The following is a 23,605-nucleotide window of genomic DNA, read 5'->3' on the forward strand; positions in this document are numbered from 1 at the left end:
GCGGATCGCCGAGCGCCGCCGCGCGGGAGCTGGCCGAGATCGCGCACGCGCTTCGCGAGGCGTCCGCGCACGCCACGGCGGCGCTCGGCGATCCGCAGGTCGCCGCCGCCGCGTGCCGCGCGCCGCGGGAGGGGTGGCGTGCGCAGCGGGCGCTGGTCCGCGCGATCACCGACCCGGCCGGGCTCGGCTGGGCCCCGTCGGGCGGCGTGCTCGGCGTCCTCGGCGCGAAGATCGGCGGCCTGGCGGGCACGTCCAGCCTGCCGGTCGCGGTCATGACCACGTCGCTGCGGCTGCGGATCGCCGCGGTCGCCCGCACCGACCCCGCGCTCACCGGCGATCCGCTGGTCAGCCGCCTGATCGAGGCGGCCGGCGAAGGCCGGGCGGGCATGGCCGGGGCACTGCGCGACCTCGTCGGGAAGCGCGGGGCGGCGGGCGCGCTGACCGCCGTGTCGCCCGTGTTCAGCGAGGTCCTCGCGCTGCGCGCGCTGCTCGACCGCAACCCGCTGAACGACCGCACCGCCTGGCTCATCGCCACCGGCATGGGCGCCGCGACCGCCGACCCGCTGACCGGGCTGAGCAACCGCGCCATCGCGCGCCTGGACCGCGGCTTCGGCGCCGCCGTGCGCACCGAGCCGTCCCCGCGGGAGGCGGCGCGGTTCTGCCGGGAGGCGTCGCTGCTCGGCCTGCTCGGCGACCTGCGCGCGATCGGGCCGACCGGCCGCGCGCTGGTGCTCACCGTGCGCGGTCCCGACGGGGTCGAGCGGTACGTCCTGCTGGCACCCGGGATGCGGATGGGCGTCCCCGACGACGCCTCGCCCGCCGACCTGCTCGGCGCGTTCAGCAGCACCGTCCAGGACAGCGGCCCCTACAGCCGCTCCCTCGCCAAGGCCCTCGCCGACCACCGGATCCCGGCCGGCGCCGACCTCGCCATGATCGGCCACAGCGCCGGCGGCGCGGCGGTCATGAGCCTGAGCCGGGACGCCGCGCTCAACGCGCGCTACCGCCTCACCCACGTCATCGCGATCGGCTCCCCGATCGACTTCAAGGAGCCCGCGGACCCCGCCACCTGGGTCGCCAGCGTCACCAACCAGCACGACATCATCCCCAGCCTGGACGGGCAGGGCGCCGGGAACTGCTTCGCGGAGCGGCCCGGCCGGTACGTCGTGGACTACACCGATCCGACGCACCTGTTCCCCGCCTGCCACAGCCTGGAGCACTACGCCGCAGACATCGAGCACGCCCTCCCCGAGGCCCGCGCGCACATCGAACGGCAGCTCGCGCCCTACACCGGCCCCGTCGTCCGGCGCCGGCTCTACCAGCTCTACGACGACGCGCGGCGACCGGCGGGCTTCCCGTTCCTCACGGTCGCCTCCCGCGCCGCGCCCACTCCCGACGGCCCGGTGGAACTGCCCGCGCGCACCTCGGACGCGGCGACCCTCACGGCGTGGTTCGCGACCGACGCCGCCGCGGCCGCGGCCGTGCTCGGCGATGCCGACGGCGCCGTCCCGGTCCGCGCCGGCGGACGGTCACTGGTCGCGCTCCACGTCCACGACCACCGCGAGAGCACGCTCGGCCCGCACCATGAGATCTCCCTCGGCGTGCTGGTCCACGACCCGTGGTGCCCCCGTCCGGTCGGGGTCTGGCTGGACCTGCTGCACCGCCCGCACCTGCGCGGCGCCGGCCTGTGGACGCTCGCGACCGCGCTGAGCACTCCCGCCGCCGGCGCCGCCCACCGCAACCTGTGGAGCGACGACGCCTTCACCGCCCCCACCCGCCTCCGCCTGGCCGCCCGGAGCGCCGCCGTCACCATCGACACCCCGCACGACCGCATCCTGACCTTCGCCGGATCACTGGGCGCGAGCAGCCCGGCGCACTCCGGCGACCTGGTGCTCTACTCCGCGCTCGCGGGCGCCACGCTGCGTTCGCTCGTCCACACCCATGGACCGTCCCGCCTGCACCTCGCGCCTCGAGCCCGCCTGCACCCCGCCGGCGACCATCCCCTGGCCGACCGGCTGCGCGCCCTCGGCCTCGACGGCGCCCGTCCGATGCTCTGCCTCAGCAGCCCGCACCTGATGCTCCGGCGCGACGCGGGCACCCCCGTCTTCCCCGCCTAGGAGTCCGCCTTTGCCCGCCCGCCGCTCGGTCGCCGACACCGCCGCCCTGCTGCTCACCGACGCCGAGGCCGTCGAACGCGCCACGGAGCGCCTGCGCGCCCTGACACGACGCCTCCAGGACGACCCGGCGACCCCATCCTGGTTCGCCGCCGCAGCCAGTGCCCACATAACCGCCGCCGCAGTCGCCGCCGCCGACCTGTCCCAAGCAGCAACCCGCCTCCGCGCCCTGTCCGAATCAGCCGCCCGCACCACCGCACCGCCTTCCCGCGCCTCGGGCGGCTGAACCGGAGAGCACGGCCCCCGTCGGTCAGTCGCGGGCCGGGCGGCCGAACTCCTCGATGAGCACGGGATACTGCTCCGCGCCGTGTCCGGCGGCGATCGCGCGGTCGGCCATCGCCTTGAACAGCTTCGGCAGCTCGGCGTTGACCCCCGCCGCCTCGCTCTCCTTGATCAGATGGGTCATCGCCGCCGCGTCGGTCTCCAGGGCCGACACCTCGGCCGGGAAGGAGCCGCCATCGACCTGGTCGGCGTATCCGGGCAGCCATCCGGCCACGCCCTCCGCGATCGTCCGCGCGAAGGGCGCGTACGTCGCCGCGTCGACGCCGGCCGTCCTGACCAGCGCGGTGCCCTGGAGCCAGGCGTTCAGGACGCTCCACATCATGGCCAGACCGGCCACGTCGTACAGGGACGCCAATCCGGGGTCGGCGCCGAGATGGGTGACGGTGCCGAGCACTTCGAGCACTGACCGGTGCGCCTCGAAGTCTTGCCGCGGTCCGCTGTGCAGGATCACCGCCTCCGCCGTCCCGATCACCGGGGGGACGGCCATGATGGCGCCGTCCAGGTAGCGGGCGCCGCGCCGTGCGGCCCAGCCGGCCGCCTGCCGGGCCTCGGCCGAGTCGCCCGAGGTCAGGTTGACCAGCGCCGCGCCGTCCAGGTCGACACCGTCAGCGTCGAGCAACTCCCGCACGGCCCGGTAGTCGGTGAGGCAGACGATCGTCAGGGAGCCCGCCTTGACCGCGTCGCCCACCGAGGGCGCCAGGTGCGCGCCCTCGGCCACCAGCTGGTCGGCTTTGGCGGCCGTTCGGTTCCACACGGTGGTGGGGTGGCCGGCCTTCAAGAAGGCGCCGGCCAGTGCCCGGCCCATGAGCCCGAGGCCGATGACCGTCACATGTGTATCGCTTCTGCTGTCCATGGCAGCATCGTCAACGTTGAGACCGGTGTGAGAGTCAAGTGAGGTCCGGGTGCGAATCGGGGAATTGAGCCGGCGGACGGGCGTCAACGCCCACCAGTTGCGCTACTACGAGGCCCGCGGCCTGCTGCCGGCGGACCGCCGCGCGAACGGCTACCGCGAGTACGACGAGGGCGCCGTGCTGCGGGTGAGGCAGATCCGGCACCTGCTCGGCGCCGGCCTGTCCTCCGGGGACATCGCCTACCTGCTGCCCTGCGCGGTCGGCGAGGTCCCGGAACTGCTCGGCTGCCCCGAACTCCTCACCGCGATGCGGTCACGGCTGCGGCGCCTGGACGAGCAGATGAACCAGCTCGCCCGCTCCCGCGACGCCCTGACCGACTACATAGCCGCGGCCGAACGATCCTCCGACCAGAACTACCCGCCCTTCGACAACGGCTGCGAGGCCGCCGTCCCCGCCTGAAAAGCACGAGGACCGCGACCGGCCCCAGGCCCGCGGCCACCCGGGGCGGGCCGCGGCCCCACCATGACGCACGCGAGGGTGTCTACGGGGTGTTGCGGAGGAAGCCGGTGACCAGGCGGTTGAACTCGTCGGCGTGCTCGATCATCGCCCAGTGGCCGCAGCGGTTGAGGAGGACCAGGCGGCTGTCGGGGATGTTCGCCAGCAGGTAGAGGGAGTTCTCGAAGGGCACCACGCGGTCGTCGCGGCCGTGGATGAGCAGGGTCGGAACCTGGATGGCCGGGAGGAGCTCGGGCTTGACCCAAGTCGGCAGCGGTGCCCCCTTCGGCAGGCCCTCGACGTAGTTGCGCAGGTGCTCGGGACGGGCGAGAGCCGCGTCCGAGCGGGCCTGGCACAGCTCCGGGGTGGCGAAGGCGGCCTTGTCGAAGCACATGATCTCGACGAGGCGGCGCATGTTCTCGGGGGTCGGCTCCCGGTAGGTCTCGATGAGGACCCTCAGGCCCTCGGACGGGCCGCCGCCGGGGGCGAAGAGGCCGGGGGTCCGCCCGACCGGCGGGCCCATGGTGACCAGGTGGGTGATCCGGTCCGGGTGCTCGGTGGCGAGGCGGAGGGACGTCTGCCCGCCCATCGAGTTGCCGACGAACGCGGCCTTCTCGATGCCGAGCGCGTCCAGGAACTGGACCGCGGCGTCGACGTGGTCGAGGCGGTCGACGGTCGCCGCGTCCGAGTCGCCCCAGCCGGGCATGTCGACGGCGTACACGTGGAAGTGCTCGGCGAGCGCCCCGATGTTGGCGGAGAAGTTGCTCCAGCCGGTGGCGCCGGGGCCGCTGCCGTGCAGGAGGACGACCGGGTGCCCGTCGCCCGCCTCGTAGTAGCGGAGCTTCCAGTCCCTGGTCGTGACCGTGCGGGCCGTCTCGGCCTGGGTCGGCGGCATCAGCGGGCGTCCTTTCCGGCGAGCAGGGCGGCGACGGCCCCGGGCGGGCGGTGGCCCCAGCTGTGCAGCCTGTCCAGGGTCTCGACCTGCCAGGTCTCGTCGTCGACGAGCAGGCCGCCCCAGCCGTACTCCACGCTGAAGCCGGACGGCGTCTGGACGTAGAAGCTGAACATGTGGTCGTTCGGGTGCATGCCGAGGGTCATCTCGAACGGCTGCCCGGCGTCCATGCAGCGGTCGTAGGCGGTGCCGACGTCGCGGATGTCGGTGACCTCGACCATGAAGTGGTGGGTCTTCTTCGGGTGCGGCATGTCCCCGAACGCCACGGAGTGGTGGCGCGGGTTGCAGCGCAGGAAGATCAGGTCGGCGACGACGCCGGGCGCCAGCTCCTCGACGATGGTGTCGGAGATCCGGAAGCCGAGGAGCTCCTCGTAGAAGGCCAGGTAGGTCGCGCGGGCGACGCCCTTGGAGAGCAGCACCTGGTGGCCCGCGCCTCCGCTGCCGGTGACGAACTCGCCGAGCAGCACGTCGGAGTGGAACGGGGCGGCGGCGTCGGCGAAGCCGGTGACGAGCTCGACGCGGTTGCCCATCGGGTCGGTGGTGACCAGGGTGCGGTCGACCTTGCGGGACGCGGCGAGGGCGGCGTCGCCCTCGGCGGCCTCGACACCGGCGGCCTTCAGCCGGGCGGCGATCTCGTCCAGGGCCGCGCCGCTCTCGACCTCGTAGCCGCTGGCCGCGAGGTCGTCGGCCGGGCCCTGCCGGACGAGCCAGCGGTACGCCTTCGCATCGGTCCGGAAGGCGACGGCGTCGGCGCTCTTGTCCGCGAGCTGCATGCCCAGCAGGTCGACGGCGAAGTGCTCCCAGTCGGCGAGGCTGCTCGCCTCGTAGACGACGTAGGCGAGTTCCTTGACTCCCGTCATGGTGATCGCTCCTTCTCTTCAGGCGGGCTCTAGGCGGGCACGGCCAGGCCGGAGGCGTCGGCCGCGGCGACGAACCTGTCGGGACGCACCGCGACGGCGCGGACGCCGTACCGGGCCAGCCACGGCAGCAGGACCTCGTCGAGGTCGACCAGTTCGTCCGGGCCCTGCGTGTAGGCGGTCTTGGGACGGATCGCGAGGTAACGGGCGCCGAGCGCGTCCCACGCGGCCTTCTCCTCGGGCGTGAGGAGCACCGCCGGGTCGGTGTCGGCGCCGAGCAGGACGAAGCCGTCGCCGAGCAGGTCGTCCAGGCGCGCCATCCGCCCGGTCGTGTCGCCCGCGATGGGCTGCGGGACCATGCGTCCGACGATGCTGGCGTCCCCGACCGGGCCGCGCAGCCAGCCCGTGTCGAGGACGGGCGGCGCGATCAGCGGCGGCTCGAACGGGGTGACCGTGTTCTCCGGGACCCGGTTCATCTCCTCGATCTCGGCCGGGGTCGCCTCCTGCTTGATGACGCGGCCGAGCTGGACGGCCAGCCCGGTGTAGAAGGCCGCGTTCGGGCGGCGCTCGGCCTCGTAGGTGTCGAGCCAGCCCTCATCGAGGTCGCCCTTGAGGACGCGGGCGAGCTTCCAGCCGAGGTTGTGGGCGTCCCGCATGCCGGTCTGCATCCCGGCTCCGGCCCACGGCGGCATGAGGTGGGCGGCGTCCCCGGCGAGGAAGACCCGTCCCGCGCGCCACGTCTCGGCCATCCGGGTGTGGTGGCGGTAGAAGGCCCACTGGTGGATCGAGACGTCGTCGGTGCTGACGCCCATCGCCTTGAGCAGCGGCCAGACGTCGTCCTCGGACGCGAAGTCCGCCTCGGTCTCGTGAGCTTTGAGCGGGATCTCCCAGCGGTGGTTGCCCGCGGAGAGCGCGATGTCGACCACGGGGCGCTGCTTGTCCGACCAGAACGTGAGGAAGTCGCGGTCGGGCCACCAGCGCTTGACGCGGCAGTCGATGACGATCCACTGCACGTCCAGGGTGTCGCCGAGCAGCTCGGACCCGATCATGGCGCGGGTGGCGCTGCCGCCGCCGTCGGCGCCGATCACGTAGCGGGCGCGGACGGTGCGCGTCTCGCCCGTCGCGGCGTCGGCGGCCGTCACCGTGACGCCGCCGGCGTCCTGCTCCAGCCCGGTCACCTCGACTCCGTAGCGGACGTCGATCAGGTCGCCGTACTCGGCGGCACAGGCGCGGAGCTCGGTCTCCATGGCCGGTTGGTAGATGTTATAGAAGCGGGGCTTCGCGCCGAGCGCGGACGGCGGGTGCTCGACCCGCATGATCTCGGTGCCGTCGTAGGTCACCCAGCGCAGCGCCCGCTGCGGCTCGATCACCCGGGTGATCCGCTCGTCGATGCCGAGGCTCTGGAAGATCCGCATCGTCCAGTCGTTGACGGTGACGGCGCGGGCGCGCGGGTAGATGTCGCGGTCCCGTTCGAGCGCGACGACCGACGCGCCGTGCTTCGCCAGGGTGAGCGCGGCGGTCACCCCGGTGGGGCCGTAGCCGACGATCGCGACGTCGGCGTCGAAATGCTGGATCATGCGGGCTCCGAAGGGCGGTCCGAATCGACAAGTCTAAGTTTTGTACCGATCGTTCGGTACGATCGTGACCACCTTCACACGCGCGCGGGCGGGCGTCCACGCTTTTCCGCAGGACAGAACCGCAGGTGGCGGGCGTGTCGACGCGGACATCTATGCTTCAACGCGTGGCGGACGAGAAGAACGGCAACCGCCGTGGCCGCAGGTCCCGGGAAGAGATCCTGGACGTCGCCTCACGGGTCATGGCGGAGCGCGGCTACGCCGCCACCTCCCTGTCGGTGCTGAGCCGCGAGACCGGTCTCCCGAAGAGCGCGGTCTACCACCACTTCCAGTCGAAGGCCGGGCTGCTGTCGGCGGTCATGGCGCGCGGCGCCTACGAGTTCTTCGCCGCGATGCGGGACGCGCAGGCCGGCGGGCCCGGGGGCGGCACCCCCCGCGAGCGGCTGACGTGGTTCCTGCTGCGCACCGGCGAGGTCTTCGCGGCGCGCCCCGACTTCCTGCGCCTGCACCTGATCCTGATCATGAGCGCGGAGGCCGCCGAGGCCGAGGTGGACGCCATCATCGAGCGGGTGCGCCACGACGGGCGCGTGCACATGAACAAGATGATCGCGGCGTCCTTCGCCGCGGAGGGCGCGGAGATCGCGCAGGCCGTCGCGGACGAACTGGAGTACTTCGGCATCGCCGGGTTCGACGGCGCCTTCGTCGCGACGCAGGCCGACCCGGCCCGCGACCTCGCCGCGCAGATGACACTGCTCGCCGAGGCCATGGCGGCGCTCGGCGAGGCGCGGGTGGCCGCGCTGCGCGGGCGGTGACCTGCGGTGGCCTGCGGTCAATCCGCCCGGAGGCTCTGTTCGAGGGCGGTCGCCGCGCCCTTGAGGGTGACGACCAGCCGCGGCAGGTCCTCCCTGCCGTAGCGGATGCTCGGCATGGAGACCGAGAGGCCGGCGACCGCCGTCCCGTCCGGGTCGCGGACCGGGACGCCGACCGCGACGAGGCCGCGCTCGGAGCGGCCGTCGTTGACCACGAAGCCGTTGCGGCGGACCCGGTCCAGCTCCGCCCGCAACTCGGCCGGGTCGGGCCGGGCGGCGGCGGACTCGTCCTTCCGCTGCCCGGCGTACAGGGCGTCCAGCTCGTCCGGCGGCAGCTCGGCGAGCAGGAGGAGGCCGCCGGTGGTGCGGTGCGCGGGGAAGACCATGCCCTCGCGGGAGCCGACCCGCAGCGCCTGCGACGACTCGACGCTCGCGATGAACCGGGCGGTCCGGCCGGTGCGGACGGTCAGGTTGGCCGACTCGTCGAGCAGGTCGACCAGCCGGCGCAGGTGCGGCAGCGCGGCGGCGCGCAGCCGGGACGCGGCCGACTGGGAGTGCGCGGCCAGCTCCAGGACAGGGCCGACGCGGTAGGAGCGGTCCGCGTCCTGGACGGCGAAGTCGCGGTAGACGAGCATCGCCAGCAGCCGGTGCGCGGTCGAGCCCGCGACCCCGAGCCGCCCGGCCACCTCCGTGACGGTCATCGGCCCTTCCAACTGGAGCATCGCGGCGATCCGCAGCGCGTTGTCCACGCTCGCCACGGCGTACGGCGGCGGAGTCTTCAGCGGCTTGTCCACGCGGCGGCCCCCGTTCTGCGCACCAGAATGACCCTTCTGGCCTGCGAAACTCACGGCAAGGGTACGTCCCCGCCGCCCGTGCCGGAGCCTCCGCGGGGCCTGACGGCCCGCCGCTCGGGGCGTGATCAGCCGGGCGCGGTCGAGTCGCGGACGACGAGGCGGCCGGGGTGGCGGACGACGCCGGTCCGCCGCTCGCCCTCCAGCGCCGCGATCAGGTGGCGGGCGGCGGTGGCGCCGAGCCGCTCGAGGTCGAGGTCGACGGTGCTGAGCGGCGGGCGGCTCTCGGTCGCGAAGATCTCCCAGTTGTCGTAGCCGATGACGGCGACGTCGTCCGGGACCCGGCGGCCGAGGTCGTGCAGCGCGTCGATGGCCCCGTACGCGATCTGGTCGCTGCCGCAGAACAGCGCGTCCACCCCGGGGTCGGCGGCGAGGAGCATGCGGGTCGCCTGCCGTCCCCAGCGCTGGGACCAGGCGCCGTAGGACGGGCGGCCGCCCGCGAGGGGCAGGCCCGCGGCGTCCAGCACGGCCAGCAGCCCGGCCGCCCGGTCCCGCGCGGCCCGGTAGCCCTCCTCGCCGGTGATGTGCGCGATCCGGCGGCGGCCGAGGGCGAGGAGGTGCTCGGCGGCGAGGCGCGCGCCCCCCACGTCGTCGGCGACGACGGACAGGTCGCCGGGGTCGTCGGACTGCCCGTAGGCGTACACGACCGGAACGGGGATGTCCCCGGCGAGCGACGCGCGGACGTCGTTGCGGTCGCCGAGGACGATCAGCCCGTCGACCTGCCGGGCCAGCAGCGTCCGGATGTGCTGCCGCCGCCGGACGGCGTCGCCGCGCGCGTCGCACAGCAGCACCGACATCTCGCCGTCGCCGAGCGCGTTCTCGACGCCCAGCAGGACCGGGATCGCGAAGCGTCCGGCGAGCTCGTCGGTGAGCAGGCCGACCGTCCGGCTGCTGCCGGACAGCAGGCCGCGGGCGAGCGCGTTGGGCTGGAAGGACAGCTCCTCGGCGACCGCGAGGACGCGGGTGCGGGTCTGCGGGGCGACGTCCGGGCGCGCGTTGAGCGCCTTGGAGGCCGTCGCCACCGACACCCCGGCGCGCCGGGCCACCTCGGTGAGGGTCACGGGTGCGGATGGACGTCTGGTCACCGAAAACCTTTCCGGGCTTTGAGCATTGTAAGCGGCGCGTGACGGAAACGACCCCTTGACAACCCGGCGCGGGCGTTCTTACCGTCCTCCCGAAAACCTTTTCGGAGCTTGGTCGCCGCGGCTGCCGGGCTCACCGCACGCACCCCCGCACGCTCCCCGCCCGCCGCCGCCCTCCGAGGTGATCCATGAGTTCCAGACGCCGGACGTTCCTCGCCGCCGGACTCGCCGTGAGCGCGATCACCGCGCTCCAGACGGCCGTCCCCGCCACCCCCGCGCACGCCGACGGAGCCACGCTCGTGGTGAACGTCGCGGCGCCGTTCCGCCCCGTCACCCATGTCGCCGCCGGCGGCCTCTACGGACTGATCGAGGGCGACCGGCCCGCCAACGCGCTGCTCTACCCGCTGCACCTGCGCACGGTCACCCAGCCCGCGCCCGGCGTCCGGCAGGCGCCGAACGGCCAGCCGCCCGCCGGCGACGCCCTGCTGGTCGCCCCGCAGGCCGACAGGGTCGGCGCGTCCGTGATCGTCCGGATGCCCGACATCTACCCGGACTTCCCCTACAGGTGGGTGAGCTGGGACGACTGGCTCGGCAAGGTCGACGCCCAGGTGAACGCCCGGCTCGCCAGGACCGCCGTCACCAACATCGAGGGCTACGAGCTCTGGAACGAGCCGGACTGGACCTGGAACACCGCGGCGGCGGGCGGCTTCAACGCTGGCTGGGCCCGCACCTTCCGCCGGGTACGCGCCAAGGACCCGGTCACGCCGATCATCGGGCCGAGCTTGAGCTGGTACAACGCCGGCTACATGCGGTCGTTCCTGACCTACGCCCGGGACAACAACGTGCTGCCCGATGTCGTCTGCTGGCATGAGCTGGCACAGGATCCGTCCGGGATCGCCGCCGACATCGCCGCCTACCGGGCGCTGGAGAGGTCGCTCGGGATCAGCCCGCGCCGCATCGCCGTCAACGAGTACGCGGGCACCGACGCCGTGGACCGTCCGGGCACGGCGGCGAGCTTCATCGCCAAGCTCGAACGCGGCGGCGTCGACTCGGCCGACCGCGCGTTCTGGTACGAGTACGGGACGCTCAACGGGCTCGTCACCGACGGCCGCCCCACCGGCACGTACTGGCTGTACAAGTGGTACGGCGACATGGCCGGGTCCATGGTCGTCACGACGCCCCCCGCGCAGACCGGGCTGGACGGCTTCGCCTCCTACGACGGCACCCGCAAGATCGTGAACGTGGTCGCCGGGCATGCGTCCGGGACCAACACCGTCCGGGTCACCGGGCTGAACGCGCTCGGCCCGTCCGTCCGGGTGCGGCTCGAGTCGACGCCGTACTCGGGACGGCACACGGCGGTCGCGGGCCCGGCAGCCGTGTGGGACAGGACGTACACCGTGAACAACGGCGAGATCTCCGTCCCGGTCTCCGGCATGGACGCGAGCTCCGCCTACCACCTGGCCATCGAGCCGGCCGGCGGCGCGCCCGCCTACCAGCACCGGTACGAGGCCGAGAACGCCGCGGTGTTCCGGGCCGAGCGGCTCTCCTCCGGGAGCGCCTCGAACGGCGGGTACGTCGGCCGGATCGACAACACGGGCGACCCGCGCACCGACAGCTACGTCGACTTCATCGTGAACGTCCCGTCCGCCCGGACGTACACCATGACGATCGGCTACGCCAACGGCACCGGGGCGACGGCGACGCAGGGCATCGCCTACAACGGCGGCGCGTGGTCGACGATCAGCTACCCGCCCACCGGCGGCTGGGGCCGGTTCGGCTCGACCGTGTCGACGACCGTCACTCTGCCCGCCGGGTACAGCGTGATCCGGCTGGCGAAGGGATCGCCGTACTTCCAGGGCGGCACCGGCTACGCCGAACTCGACTACATAGAGGTCAACTACTCGGCCTGAAGGGACCGGGCTTGCTCGTTCGGTCCTTGGGGGGCTTTGTTTGCGCTCCCGACTGCCCGTTACGGCGGGGCGGTCACGGGTCGCATCCACCCGCTCCCGGGCTATCCGGGGGCGGGTTGGGGCATGTTGACGAATACCCACGCCGAGCGTGCGCGGTCGCGCACGTTGACCCCGGCGACGACGTCGGCGGGCCCAGCGAGACCGCACCAGCGACATTGGAAGTGGTCCCGTGAGGGACGGTTGTTCCTGGCGGTGTGGCCGCAGCGCGGGCAGCGCTGGGAGGTGTAGGCCGCATCCACTTCGATGAACGGCACCCCGGTGCGGCGTGCCTTGTAGGCGATGAAGGCGCCGAGTTGGTGGAAGGGCCAGGAGGACAGGCGTGCCCGCTGGTCGCGTGGAACCGTGACCCGTGCGCGGATCCCACTCAGGTCTTCGAGTGCGATGCCGCGTTCGGTGCGTGCCGCGACGGCGACGACCTGTTTGGCGATCGTGTGGTTGACGTGCCGGGCCTCGCGGCGGGCCCGCTTCTTCAGCAGCCGGGCGGCCGACCGGGTGCGGGCGGCTTGGAGTTCGGCGCGTTTGCGGGCCTGCCCCCGCCGGTACCGGGAAAGGCGGCGGCCCTGGTGGTTGTCGCCGTCGGAGGTGGTGGCCAGGTTGACGATGCCGCGGTCCACCCCCACCCAGTCGACCGGCTCGAACACCTGGGGTTCAGGAACGTCGCAGGTGGCGAGCAGGAACCACTTGCCGTCCCGGTGCACGAGATCGGATTCGCCCTTGCGGTGGTCGGCCAGCATCTCGGCCTGGTCGGGTGAGCAGGCGAACGTGAGGTTCTTGCACCGCCCCGCCGTGGTCCAGATGCTGACGGTGCCCGCGTCCAGTTGCCACGACAGGTTGCGGTCGTCGAAGGTGTGCGCGGCGTCCGGGCGGAAGGCGATGGGTTTGGACTCGACCTTGCGGCGCCGTGCGGATGCCGGGCCGCCGAGGTTGCCGTTACGGATGTTGGCCCGGAGGGTGGTGTAGGCGTCCACGACCCGTTTGATCACGTGCTGGGCGGCCTGGGCCCCGAGCCCGCCGGCTTTGAGGTCGCCGTAGCAGAGCCTTCGCAGGGGCAGTTCACGGCAGCGCAGCCCGAACTCCTCGAAGGCCATGGCCGCCACGTGGTCGGCGGCGGTGTTGACCCGATGCAGAGTGTCAGCCAGTGCCGACGCCTGCTCGGGCGTCGGCAGGAGCTTGACCTGCACCACCAATTTTACAGTCTGTGACTATACCATTACAAACTCTGGGGTGTCCGGGGCCGAAACGGGGCGCCGCAGAGGCTCCGCGTACGAGGGAAGCGATTCCTCCCGGCCCTGAAGGACCGGGGTTCCTCGCTAGAAGCCCGCTGAACACCCGCTTCCAGTTCCTCGTGCTCTACACAGCCGGTCCGGAGGCGCGCGGGTCGACGTGATCGGCAACTCCCAGGGCGGGATGATGCCGAACTACTACATCAAGCGGCTCGGGGGCGCCGCGAAGGTGCGCACCATGATCGGGCTCGCGCCGACCAACCACGGGACCACCATGGGCGGCCTGGTGAACCTCGCCCGATCGCTGCAGGTGCTCGGGCTGGTGAACGACGCGTTCCGCTTCGTCGGGGCGCCCGCGTACCCGCAGCAGGAGGACGGCTCCGACTTCCAGAACGCACTGTTCGCCGACGGGGACACGGTGCCCGGCGTCCGCTACCTGACGATCGCGACGGCGCACGACACCACGGTCACCCCGCTGACGAACTCGTTCCTGCACGGCGGCGACTCTACGAACATCCTGCTGCAGGACCTGTGCCCGGACGACCCGGTGGGCCACTCCGGGCTGTGGTTCGACGGGCCAGTCGCGCAGATCGTCCTCAACGCCCTCGGCCCCGACGAGCCCGGGTTCACGCCGCAGTGCACCGCCTACGGCCCGAACATCTGACCCGTCGGTTCTCGACGGTCAGTTCTCGGCCGTTTGGAAGTCCGTCAGCAGCGGGCCGCCGAGGAGGGCGCGGGCGCGCAGCCGGGTCGGTTCGTCCAGGTCGTTCACCAGCATCAGGCGCGCGACCTCGGCCGCCTCCTCCTGGTACGGCCCCGGCAGGTGGACGGCGTCGCTGAGCAGGAGCAGCAGCCGGACGGCGGCCTCCGAACCGGCCTGGCGGATCAGCGCGAACAGGCCGGGCCGCTCGGCGGCCAGCCAGGCGCGGGCCGCCGCGGCGGAGCCGAGCGGGACGGGCGAGGGCGCCCCGCCGGAGAAGCGGCCGGGGAGGGCGTGCGGGGTGAGCAGCCGGCGGGCCTCGGCGGCGACCGCGGTCTGGTGGTCGACCAGGCGGGCGAGCGCCGCGTCGCGCTCGGCGGCGGCCTCCGGGCGGTCGGCCAGCTTCGCGCGGGCGAACAGCCGCACCAGGTCGTGGAGCCGGTAGCGGCCGGCGCGGCCCGTCTCCAGCAGTGCGGCGTCGGCGAGCGACTCGCACAGCTCCTCGGCCCGGCACTCGGGCAGGTCGAGGAGCGCGGCGGCGGCCGGGACGCCGAAGTCGGCGGTGTCCGGGACGGCCAGCAGCCGGAGTCCGCGCGCCTGCGCGGCGGTGAGGCGGCCGTGGCTCGGCTCCAGCGCCTCGGCCACGCCGACGTCGCCCAGGCTGAGCCAGTCGAGGCGGCGGTGCCCGGCGGCGAGCCGGTCGGCGAGGTCGTGCAGCGTCCAGGCGGGCCGGCTCCGCAGCCGCGTCGCCGCGACGCGCACCGCCAGCGGCAGGTACCCGCAGGCCGCCACCAGCCGCCGCGCCGACCGCGGGTCGCGTTCGGTGGCCTGGCGTCCGCAGATCCGGGCCAGCATCGACACGGCCTCGTCCGGGGTCAGCACCGGCAGGTGCAGCGCGCCCGATCCGGGCAGCCCGGCGAGCACCCGCCGTCCGGTGACCAGCACCGCGCAGCCGGGTTCGCCGGGCAGCAGCGGGAGGACCTGCGCGAGGTCGTCGGCGTCGTCGAGCAGGACGAGCACGCGGCGGGACGCGAGCGTCGTGCGGTAGAGCGCGGCGCGCTCCTCCAGCGGGCCCGGGACGGCCGGCACGCCCAGGGCCTCCAGGAAACCGGCGAGGACGGTGGCGGGGTCGGCCGGGTCGGTTCCCGTCCCGCGCAGGTCCGCGTAGAGCTGCCCGTCGGGGAACCGGCTCCGCACGGCGTGGGCGGCGTGCAGGGCGAGCGCCGTCTTGCCGACGCCCGCGAGGCCGGACACGGCGGCGACGCGGACGGCGGTCGGGTTCCCGGCGGAGAGGATCTCGATCACCTGCCGCACCTCGGCGGCCCGTCCGGTGAAGTCGGCGACGGAGCCGGGCAGCTGCGCGGGCACCGGGGCGTGGCGGGCGGGCTCGGCCGGGTTGCGCAGGATCTCCAGGTGGGTCCGGACGATCTCGGTGCCCGGGTCGGTGCCGAGCTCCTCGGCCAGCAGGCCGCGCGTCCGGGCGTACAGGTCGAGCGCGTCGGCGGTCCGGCCGGTGGCGTGCAGGGCGCGCATCAGCAGGGCGCGGGGCCGCTCCCACAGCGGGCGCTCGGCGACTAACTCGGTCAGCCCGTCGATGGCGGACGCGTGGTCGCCCAGCTCGATGTCCAGCGCGGACCGCTGCGCCAGCGCGTCCGCGCGCAGATCGGTCAGCCGGGCCCGCTGCCGCTCGGCGAACGGGCCGGGGACGCCCGCGAGGGGCGCGCCCCGCCACAGCCCGAGTGCCCGGTCGAGGACGGCGCGGGCGGCGGCGCCGTCGCGCTCGCGGCGGCGCTTGTCGGCGAGCGCGACCAGGTCCTCGAACTCGACGACGTCCACCCGGACCGGCTCGAGTTCGAGGCGGTAGCCGTCGCCCGCCGTGTGCAGCAGCCGGGACGGGACGCGCGCGCCGCGGCCCGGCTCCAGCAGGTTGCGGAGCCGGTTGGCGTAGTTGCGCAGGGCGCGGGCGGCGGTGGGCGGATGGTCCCGCCCCCACATCCCGTCGATCAGCTCAACCGAGCCGACGGACGCGCCCCGGGAGAGCGCGAGCATCACCAGCATCGCCTGCTGGAGGGGCGGCCCCAGCGGCAGGACGACCTGGTCCCGCCGCACCTGCGGCGGGCCGAGCAGGCTCAGCCGCGGCGCGGGCGGCGACACCGCGCCGTGCACGGCCACCGCGTCGAAGGACGCCCTGCCCCTGGATGCGCCGCCCCCGGACGCGCCGGACCCCGCGCCGATCCGGCGCGCCCAGCGGTCGACGGGCCGGGCCGCCTCACCTCGGGCGTCCACTACCGGGCCCGGGACAGCTGGACGGCTGCATGGACCACGAATTCCCTGCCCGAGGGTGACCACATGTAGACCAATTCTCGACCTTCGGGTTGGCGGTTCACAGCGTGCGGGCGACGGAGCGGCCGAAGAACTCGATCTCGGCGATGGCGACCTGCTGGTCCTTGCGGACGGTGCCGTAGGACGCGCGGATCGTGAACCGCACCCGCACGACGTCCTCGCCGCGCAGTTTGAACTTCTGCGGCCCGACGGCGTCGTCGAACTGGAGTTCCCGCGTGCGGCTCTTGCCGTCCGACGAGAAGACGGTCGCCTCCAGGGTCTGCGGACGGCCCTGCGTGCGCTGGGTGTCCAGCCGCCGCGAGATCCCCGGCGTGATGACGACGTTGAGCAGGCGGCGCGGCTGGGCGAAGCCCGCCTCGATCCACTGGCCGTGGGCGGCGCCGCTGTAGCCGACGCCCCAGTAGGAGTCGGCGAACCCGTCGAACGCCTTGTCCGGGCCGTTGCCCGCCTGGGAGTGCGACGCCTTGGCCTGGCTCGGCGAGACCGACACCCGCTTGGCGAAGTGGTCGATCACGCCGTTCACGGCCGTACCGGCGTTCGCCACCGAGAACACGCCCAGCCCGAGCGTCAGCACGGCGACCGGGACCACGACGACGAGCCGGGACATCCCGCGCCGCAGCCGGGGCCGGTCGCCCGCCCACGGCTGCTCCCGGTCGGGCTCCGCGTAGAACTTCCACCAGGGCCGCTTGGCGCGCGACCCGGCGCGGTCCAGCTCGGCGAGGCTCATCGCGCACTGGCGGCAGAAGCGCCTGCCGCGCGGGTTGGCGGTGTCGCACCACGGGCAGACGACGCCGCCGGCAAGGTCCAGGGGTTCGGGCTCGGTGACCGTCCTGACCTGCGGACGCGCCTCCTCGGGACGTCCCGGCAGCACCGGCGTCACGGCGGGCGGAGCATCGTGGGAGCGCTCCCGCGGTGGCACCGGGACGAGCAGCCGCCGTGCCCTCTCCTCGTCCTCGGACGGCGGCGCCGCGCCGGCGGCGTCCATCGGGGGAGCGGTCCGGTCGGCGGGCGGGGCGGCGTCCGGGAGCGGCTCGGTGGTCGCCTCGTCGCCGTGCGGGTGGAGGGACGGGCCGGGCGCCGGTGTGCGGTCGCGCCAGTCCAGCACCGCGCCGCACACGTCGCAGAACGCGCCGGACTGGCCGTGCGCGCCGCAGTCGTCGCAAATCTCGGTTCCGCTCATGAACCTTCTTCTTCCAGGGGAAGGATCCGCAGGGTGTAGGGCAGATGCGCGGGCCGCGCGGCGGCGACCACGTCGTCGAGCCGCCGCAGGTCCACGGCCGCGGGGTCGGGCACGCGCAGGAACACCTCCAGGCGCGGTACCGGTTCGCCCGGGAACACCCCCAGCGGCCGCTCCGACCACGCCGCGCCGCCGCTCTCGATGATCTCAGGTTCGACGCCGAATGCGAGCCGTACGGCGGCGGCCAGCCCGCGCCGGGTGCCACGCAGCCGGTGCAGCGCGGCGGCGGACGCCACCGCCGTCCTGGCCCGCTGCTCCGGCTCGTCGCCGCGCAGCTCCGCGCCGACCCAGCCGGCCAGCCACACGACGAAGTCGGCCGGGGCGAGGGCCGGGCTGAAGTACGCCTCCACCGAGTCGAGCGTCCCGGCGAACGGCCCGAGCAGGTCGTCGAGCCCGGCGACGAAGCGCTGCGCGAACTCGTCCTCGGCGTAGATGGCGGGGAGCAGCCCGCCGAGCGAATCGGGCCCGCGCAGCCCGTCGACCGCCCCCCTCACCGCGCACACCCGATCACTGCGCACCCGGTCATTCGGCGCCGCCCAGCACGCGGACCTTGTGGTCGTAGGAGAAGAACAGCGCGGCCGCGGACAGGTCGATGCGGTCGACGGCGTCGCCGCGCTTGCCGGTCAGCGGGTCGGCGGCGTGCAGCCGGACCTCGTCCACCAGCTCGACGCCCGGGACGCGCTGCAGCACCGCGAAGATCTCGCCCGCCTGGAGCGGCCGCCCGAACGGCCAGCCGCGCCCTTCGCCGCCGCCGGTGAGCGGGTCGACGTAGCCGTGCAGCGCGTCGAGCGCGGCGCCGCGCACCGCCTCGGCGTTCGCGGCGGCGTAGCAGTGCACCGTCGCGACGACCGTGACGCCCTGGTAGAACGGCGGGCCGACGGCCAGCCGGACGCCGAGCGGGCGCCGGTCGTCCAGGTAGCGGGTGACGCGCCGCAGCAGGTCGTCGCCGGGGACGAGCTGCTCGAAGCGGAGCCGCCCGGCCGGGTCCGGCACCGCCTGCGGCACGACCAGCACGCGGACCGCGCCCGGCCCCGCCTCGTCCACCGGCAGGCAGCGGATGCGGGCGGTCTCCGGCGCGGCGCGGCGGGCCAGCTCCTCGTAGTCGCGGGCGGTGACGGCGCGGTCCTGGGCGCGCAGCGCGATCGGCGCACGCCGCTTGGCCTCCTCCAGGGTCTCGCCGTCGACGCCGCCGACCGCCGCATCCCGGTTCTCCACCCGGGACACGTACGGGACGGAGCTGCGCAGCACGCTCAGCGCACCGCGCGCCACGTTCCCGGCGCGGCCGCCGCCCGTCCGGTAGCGGACCGCGCGCAGCAGCGCGCCCTTCGGCGGGACGGCCCCGTACTGCCTGATCCCGCCGTCCGGGGACCGCACCGCCGGGCCGAACGCGATGTCGCCGGTGGCGGCGTCGAGACGGAAGTGCCGGTCGTCCGGGCCGGAGGCGGCGAAGTGCTCGACCGGCTCCCAGCTCTGCCAGCCCTCGCCGTCCGACGCCTCCAGGACCAGCGCCGGGTCGCCCGCGACGATCGGCGCGTGCGCGGTGGCGAAGCGCTGGCCGGGGACGCCCTCGGACTCGCCGAGCATCTCGTCGTGCACCGCCTCGGCGTGCACGGCGCCGGTCGTCCCGCCGATCGTGTACGCCTCGGCCGCTCGGACGGTCGGCGACACCGAGTAGAACGGCTGCCCGGGGGCGGCCTCCGTCACCACGCAGCGCAGCCAGGCGGCCTCGTGCGCGCCGACCCGCGACCGGGCGTGCCCGGACGGGACGTGCAGCACGACCTCGCCCGGCCGGTTGAGCCCGCCCGTCCCGTCCGACTCGACCTCGCAGGCGCGCCAGCCGTCCGGCGTCCACGCCTCCCAGCGCAGCGGCGGCTGCCGGGGGTCGACGCCGACGCCGTCGACCCGGCTGTCCAGGTCGAGGACGACCGCGCACGACGGGACCGCTGCCGACAGGCCGAACAGCAGCGTGTCGCCGGGCCGGGGGGACTCGGTGAAGCACGCGACGTCCGTACCGTCCAGGACGTCGGAGGTGTGGTCGGCGGGCGCGCGGCCCTCCGGCTGGACGGTGAGGCGCTCCAGCTCGCACGGCGGTATCACCAGCTCGTGCTCGGTGGTGAAGACCACCGCCTCCTCGTGCTCGGTGCGGCGGGTCGCGACCTCCGTCGCGGCGGGCAGCACCACCTGCTCGTCCTGCGCCGCCGACAGCCAGAACGTGACCGCCGCGCGGGCCGTGGACGGCGGCAGCAGGGTGAAGTCGAGCAGGTCGAGGAACGCCAGGTAGCTGCGGTCGGGGACCCGGTTGAGCCGGTAGACCAGCTGGTCGGCCATGTGCGCGACGGTCTCGATCAGCGTCACGCCCGGGTCGGACACGTTGTGGTCCGTCCACTCCGGGCAGCGCCGCTGGACGTAGCGCTTGGCGTCGTCGACGAACTGCTGGAAGCGCCGGTCGTCGAGGTTGGGCGAGGGCAGTGCCATCAGGCGGCCCCTTCCGCGTTGTCGGCCTCCAAGCCGTCCGCAGGGCCGTCGTCGGCGCCGTCCTCGCCCTCGGGGATGACGTAGAACGGGAACACCAGGTTGCGGGGGTTGTTGGTGCCGAGGATCTCGTACCGGACGTCGATGTGCAGCAGCCCGCGCGTGCCCGGCACCGCCGTGACCGCCACGTCGTGCACCTCCACGCGCGGTTCCCAGCGGTCCAGGCTGGCCCGCACCTCGTAGCCGATCCGCCCGATGGTCTCGTCGTTGACCGGGGCGAACACCAGGTCGTGCACGGCGCAGCCGAACTCGGGCCGGTAGGGCCGCTCGCCCGGCGCGGTCGCCAGCACGAGCCGCATCGCCTCCTCGATCTCGTTCTCCCCGGAGACCAGGGCGATCCCGCCCGACGCGTTGACCCGCATCGGGAAGCCCCAGCCGGAGCCGGTGAACTGCTCCCCCATAGCCCTCTCCTAGAACGGTCTGCCGTTGGTCGTGGTGATGCCGGTCAGCGCGACGCTGACGCCCGCGACGGTGACCGCGCCGGCCGCCTTGGCCGTCAGCACGCCTCCGGCGCTGAGGTTGAGCACGCCCGCCGCGCTGGTGTTGACCGCGCCGCCCGCGCTGATGTTCACCGAGCCGCCCGCGCTGATGCTGACGGCGCCGCCCGCGTTCAGCGCCAGGTTCGTCCCGGCCCGCACCTGCACCGCCGTCGCGCCGGTGATGGTGACGACGCCCTTGCTGTCGACCGAGAGCCGGGTGCCGGTCTGGTTCATCTCGATCGTCATCCGGTCGTCGCCGGTGGCGAGCGTGACGCCCCTGCGGCCGGGCGCGTCCCGCAGCTCCAGCCGGTTCCCGGTGCGGGACGCCAGCGCCCGCCAGTTGATCTTGCCGCCGGCACCGACCACCGGCATCCGCTGGTAGGTCGGCAGCCGGTCGATGCCGTTGTAGAGGCCGCCGATCACGTACGGGTGGTCGAGCGCTCCCCGGTCGAACGCGACGAGCACCTCGTCGTTCACCTCGGGCATGATCAGGCTTCCGCCGCGCCGGCCGCCGAACTGCATGACGCGCGTCCAGTCGCTGACGTACTCCTCGTCCAGCCAGGGGAACCGGAGCTTCACCCGGCCGAGGCGGCGCGGGTCCTTGACGTCGGTGACGATCGCGATCGCCACGCCGGGCAGCCGCGGCGCGGGCGCGGCCGAGCCGCCGCCGGACGCCAGCCCGAACAGCGACCGGTGCTGCTCACCGCTCACCGTGACCAGGCACTCGTACCGCTCTCCGCCGGAGAACATGTGCCGGACGGCGGTGACGGTGTACTTGCCCTCGAACGGCCTGCCGACCCCGTTCAGCGCCACCGGCAGGCCGGGCCGCAGCCTGGGGTCGCCGCGCACGAGCGCCTCCAGCTCGGCGAATGCCGAACTCACGTCCGCCGCGAGCCCGTCGGCGGCGCCCGTCACCTCGCGCTGGCTGTCGTACGGGATCTCGGTCTCGGTCAGCGTGGCCTTCCCGAACGCCGACGCGGCCTGCCCCGGCGTCGACCCGATCGCCAGCTCCGGGCTGCGCGCGGCCGACTTCCGGGCGGTCAGGGTGCGCTTGGCGGTCATGTCCCAGCCGCGCGCGGACGCCTCCTGCACCTGGTCGGACGCCGTGATCCCGGTGCGGCAGCGCAGCAGGTTGACGCCGAACTCCAGGACATAGTGGTTCTGCGCCGCCTTCGCCCCGGCGCCGGGCGCACCCGACGCGGGCTTCGGCTCGACGAACCGGAACTCGCCCGCGTCGTCGCAGTACATCTCGACGTCGTTCTCGCGGGCCAGCCGCGCCAGGAACTCCCAGTCGGTGACGTTGGCCTGCGAGATCTGCTCGTACACGACCTTGGTCGAGTCGATCTTCCCGACCTTGAGGCCGTTCCGCGCCGCGAGCCTGCGCGCGATGTCGGACGCGGTCTGGTTGACGTACCCGGCGACCCGCCGGTTGCGCAGCAGCCGGTGCGACGGATCGTGGCCGCGCAGCACGGTGTACTTGCCGGTGGCGTCGAAGTCGGCCTCCAGCGCCGTGACCTCGCCGGTGAAGATGGGCTTGCCGCCGTCCCGTCCGGCCGCGTACGCGCGCAGTTCCACCTCGGCGCCGATCCGCGCGTTCAGCAGCGGCACCACCCGGCGGTGCGGATCGCGGAACGTCAGCTGGAACGCGGCGGGCACGTTCACGCTGGTGTCCACCCACGCCTCGACCAGGAGCGGCTTGACGGTCGGCGGCAGCGGACGGCCGTCCACCTTCACCGCGACCAGGTTCGTATGAGTCCCCGCGGACATCCGGTCCCCCTATGCGTCGATCTCTTCGGGGGCGGGCAGCAGCAGCTCCCGCCCCGGCCGGAGCCGCATCGGGTCGTCGATGCCGTTCAACTCGGCGATCGGCCGCCACGCGGTCGCGTCGCCGTACTCGCGCCACGCCAGCGCCTGAAGCGAGTCCCCCGCCACCACCCGGTGCACACGCCGCGCCGTCAGCGCGCCCGACGTCGGGTTCTGCCCCGGCGTCTGCTGCGGGATCTCCTCCAGGCTCAACCGGCACGTCGCCCGGACCGGCTCTCCGTTGGACGCGAACAGCGTGTAGGACGCGCTGACGTCCCGCATGTAGGCGACGAAGCCGACCGTCCGGAACGTTCCCCACTCGAACCGCACCCACGGCGGCGACGACCGCAGCGGACGGCTGGACGGCTCCACCTCCAGGCACTGGAACAGCGCGTCCACCGCCTCGCGCACATCGCTGGAGCCGGGCTCGTCCGAGCAGTCGAGGAAGACCTCCAGGTTCAGGCTGCGCGGGTTCGGCCCGGTGAACTCCTGCTTCCCGCCCGCCCGCTCGGCCGGCGTCGGCGTGTACTTCCAGGTCGACGACCCGGACAGGTCGAGGGAGTTCGGGTTGAACTGCAGCTTGATCCGCTTCTTCAGCCCGCCCGGCTGGACCGAGTCGCCCGACGGCGGAAAGTGGACGTTCAGGGTGGCCCCGACCCGTCCGTGCATCGTCTTGGGCGCCATCACGCACCCCCGGACGCGGTGAACCCGTGATGCGCGATCTCCAGTACCTCGGTCGCCACCGCCGCCTGCTCGGGGTCGAGCGTCGGCCCCGTCCAGGTGACGGGGATCGCCTCCCGCAGCCCCCAGCTGGCGATCAGCGAGCCGTCCGCGCGCAGCACGTCGATCTGCACATCGGCCCGCTCGATCCCGGTGGCCACGGACGAGATCCAGGTCGCCACCTTCGCCGTGTCGGCCGTGACCGGCCGCGTCAACCGCACGTTCGAATGCCGGACCCGCGTCGGCAGCTGCCACACGAACCCGTTGTTGCCGCCCTCCTCGAACTGCTCCACATCGACCTGCGCCGCCAGCCCGTCGCACCCGTTGAACGCACCGAAGCTCACCCCCGAGACCGTCAACCGGAAGAACAGCGACGACGCCGGGTCCTTGGTGGTGGTCATCCCGAAACTCCTCTCACCAACGCCGGTCCCTCAACCGCCCGACTCGCTCCCTGTCCATCCGCAACTCCGCCCGCAGCAGCCGCGCCAGCGGCCCCACCAGCCGCCGCGCCAGCTCATCGAGCTCCCCGTCACTCCGCTGCTGATCGACAACCGCCCCCCGCTGCCCGGCCGCCTTCTCCGGCTTGCTCCGCCCCGGGCCGGCGGCCCGCTGCACGCTCGGAACCACGGCCGCACGCGGCCTCACCTCGTTCCGTGGCGCGGATGCGCCCGCCC

The 23,605-nt window shown here is 73.8% G+C and carries 21 protein-coding genes and 1 pseudogene; 6 read left to right on the plus strand and 16 right to left on the minus strand.

The window, feature by feature from the left end; all coding sequences use genetic code 11:
* Positions 1 to 2,114: alpha/beta hydrolase family protein (locus E1284_RS23030; RefSeq protein ID WP_131942206.1), on the plus strand; the 2,114-nt coding region annotated here is incomplete at its 5' end.
* Between the two features lie 10 nt (positions 2,115 to 2,124).
* Positions 2,125 to 2,397, plus strand: coding sequence for a hypothetical protein (locus tag E1284_RS23035; RefSeq protein ID WP_131942207.1), 273 nt, complete (start codon positions 2,125 to 2,127; stop codon positions 2,395 to 2,397).
* Between the two features lie 24 nt (positions 2,398 to 2,421).
* On the opposite strand, the gene E1284_RS23040 is transcribed toward E1284_RS23035, so the two are convergent.
* Positions 2,422 to 3,306, minus strand: coding sequence for an NAD(P)-dependent oxidoreductase (locus tag E1284_RS23040; protein ID WP_131942208.1), 885 nt, complete (start codon positions 3,304 to 3,306; stop codon positions 2,422 to 2,424).
* Positions 3,307 to 3,355: 49 nt separating this feature from the next.
* On the opposite strand from E1284_RS23040, the gene E1284_RS23045 reads away from it, so the two are divergent.
* Positions 3,356 to 3,763: a MerR family transcriptional regulator gene (locus E1284_RS23045; protein WP_131942209.1), complete on the plus strand. Its 408-nt coding sequence runs from the start codon at positions 3,356 to 3,358 to the stop codon at positions 3,761 to 3,763.
* A gap of 82 nt (positions 3,764 to 3,845) precedes the next feature.
* On the opposite strand, the gene E1284_RS23050 is transcribed toward E1284_RS23045, so the two are convergent.
* From E1284_RS23050 to E1284_RS23060, 3 genes are read right to left on the minus strand one after another with little or no spacing between them, the layout of a single operon-like run.
* A complete protein-coding gene (locus tag E1284_RS23050; RefSeq protein ID WP_131942210.1) occupies positions 3,846 to 4,694 on the minus strand; it encodes an alpha/beta fold hydrolase in 849 nt (282 codons plus the stop codon).
* Complete coding sequence (locus tag E1284_RS23055) at positions 4,694 to 5,611, minus strand: VOC family protein (protein ID WP_131942211.1); 918 nt, start codon at positions 5,609 to 5,611, stop codon at positions 4,694 to 4,696. Before E1284_RS23055 ends, E1284_RS23050 begins: the two co-directional genes overlap by 1 nt.
* A 29-nt stretch (positions 5,612 to 5,640) precedes the next feature.
* Positions 5,641 to 7,185 carry a bifunctional 3-(3-hydroxy-phenyl)propionate/3-hydroxycinnamic acid hydroxylase gene (locus tag E1284_RS23060; RefSeq protein WP_131942212.1) on the minus strand — a complete coding sequence of 515 codons (1,545 nt, stop codon included), beginning with the start codon at positions 7,183 to 7,185 and terminating at the stop codon, positions 5,641 to 5,643.
* 164 nt (positions 7,186 to 7,349) lie between these two features.
* Here E1284_RS23060 and E1284_RS23065 point away from each other — a divergent pair, with 164 nt between their 5' ends.
* A complete protein-coding gene (locus E1284_RS23065; RefSeq protein WP_207923906.1) occupies positions 7,350 to 7,994 on the plus strand; it encodes a TetR/AcrR family transcriptional regulator in 645 nt (214 codons plus the stop codon).
* A gap of 17 nt (positions 7,995 to 8,011) precedes the next feature.
* Here E1284_RS23065 and E1284_RS23070 read toward each other — a convergent pair whose 3' ends face one another.
* Together E1284_RS23070 and E1284_RS23075 are read right to left on the minus strand one after the other, a co-directional pair.
* A complete protein-coding gene (locus tag E1284_RS23070) occupies positions 8,012 to 8,785 on the minus strand; it encodes an IclR family transcriptional regulator (protein WP_131942214.1) in 774 nt (257 codons plus the stop codon).
* Between the two features lie 125 nt (positions 8,786 to 8,910).
* A complete protein-coding gene (locus tag E1284_RS23075; RefSeq protein ID WP_131942215.1) occupies positions 8,911 to 9,927 on the minus strand; it encodes a LacI family DNA-binding transcriptional regulator in 1,017 nt (338 codons plus the stop codon).
* A 185-nt stretch (positions 9,928 to 10,112) separates the two neighbouring features.
* Here E1284_RS23075 and E1284_RS23080 point away from each other — a divergent pair, with 185 nt between their 5' ends.
* Positions 10,113 to 11,834, plus strand: a complete 1,722-nt coding sequence (locus E1284_RS23080; RefSeq protein WP_131942216.1) for a carbohydrate-binding protein — start codon at positions 10,113 to 10,115, stop codon at positions 11,832 to 11,834.
* 101 nt (positions 11,835 to 11,935) lie between these two features.
* Here E1284_RS23080 and E1284_RS23085 read toward each other — a convergent pair whose 3' ends face one another.
* Positions 11,936 to 13,078, minus strand: a complete 1,143-nt coding sequence (locus E1284_RS23085; RefSeq protein ID WP_243714683.1) for an RNA-guided endonuclease InsQ/TnpB family protein — start codon at positions 13,076 to 13,078, stop codon at positions 11,936 to 11,938.
* 199 nt (positions 13,079 to 13,277) lie between these two features.
* Here E1284_RS23085 and E1284_RS23090 point away from each other — a divergent pair, with 199 nt between their 5' ends.
* The gene (locus E1284_RS23090) at positions 13,278 to 13,781 is read left to right on the plus strand and encodes an esterase/lipase family protein (protein WP_207923908.1); all 504 of its coding nucleotides are present in this window, start codon (positions 13,278 to 13,280) and stop codon (positions 13,779 to 13,781) included.
* Between the two features lie 18 nt (positions 13,782 to 13,799).
* On the opposite strand, the gene E1284_RS23095 is transcribed toward E1284_RS23090, so the two are convergent.
* The 9 genes and pseudogenes from E1284_RS23095 to E1284_RS23135 form a co-directional block, all read right to left on the minus strand.
* Positions 13,800 to 16,103 (minus strand): AfsR/SARP family transcriptional regulator, encoded by a 2,304-nt coding sequence (locus E1284_RS23095; protein WP_131942217.1) that lies wholly within the window; start codon positions 16,101 to 16,103, stop codon positions 13,800 to 13,802.
* Positions 16,104 to 16,200: 97 nt separating this feature from the next.
* On the minus strand, positions 16,201 to 17,340 hold the full coding sequence (locus E1284_RS23100; protein WP_131942218.1) for a discoidin domain-containing protein: 1,140 nt from the start codon (positions 17,338 to 17,340) through the stop codon (positions 16,201 to 16,203).
* Positions 17,337 to 17,891: a phage tail protein gene (locus E1284_RS23105; protein ID WP_131942219.1), complete on the minus strand. Its 555-nt coding sequence runs from the start codon at positions 17,889 to 17,891 to the stop codon at positions 17,337 to 17,339. Before E1284_RS23105 ends, E1284_RS23100 begins: the two co-directional genes overlap by 4 nt.
* 28 nt (positions 17,892 to 17,919) lie before the next feature.
* Positions 17,920 to 19,872: a putative baseplate assembly protein gene (locus tag E1284_RS23110; RefSeq protein WP_131942220.1), complete on the minus strand. Its 1,953-nt coding sequence runs from the start codon at positions 19,870 to 19,872 to the stop codon at positions 17,920 to 17,922.
* Positions 19,872 to 20,330: a GPW/gp25 family protein gene (locus tag E1284_RS23115; RefSeq protein WP_131942221.1), complete on the minus strand. Its 459-nt coding sequence runs from the start codon at positions 20,328 to 20,330 to the stop codon at positions 19,872 to 19,874. The genes E1284_RS23110 and E1284_RS23115 overlap by 1 nt, the downstream gene beginning before the upstream one ends.
* Before the next feature lie 9 nt (positions 20,331 to 20,339).
* The gene (locus E1284_RS23120; protein WP_131942222.1) at positions 20,340 to 22,175 is read right to left on the minus strand and encodes a VgrG-related protein; all 1,836 of its coding nucleotides are present in this window, start codon (positions 22,173 to 22,175) and stop codon (positions 20,340 to 20,342) included.
* Between the two features lie 9 nt (positions 22,176 to 22,184).
* On the minus strand, positions 22,185 to 22,895 hold the full coding sequence (locus tag E1284_RS23125) for a CIS tube protein (protein ID WP_131942223.1): 711 nt from the start codon (positions 22,893 to 22,895) through the stop codon (positions 22,185 to 22,187).
* Positions 22,895 to 23,332 (minus strand): phage tail protein, encoded by a 438-nt coding sequence (locus E1284_RS23130; RefSeq protein ID WP_131942224.1) that lies wholly within the window; start codon positions 23,330 to 23,332, stop codon positions 22,895 to 22,897. Before E1284_RS23130 ends, E1284_RS23125 begins: the two co-directional genes overlap by 1 nt.
* A gap of 13 nt (positions 23,333 to 23,345) precedes the next feature.
* Positions 23,346 to 23,605, minus strand: a pseudogene (locus E1284_RS23135) (hypothetical protein); the annotation flags it as partial.

Origin of the sequence: Actinomadura bangladeshensis, from assembly GCF_004348335.1 — a bacterium.
GTDB classification, from domain to species: Bacteria; Actinomycetota; Actinomycetes; order Streptosporangiales; family Streptosporangiaceae; genus Spirillospora; species Spirillospora bangladeshensis.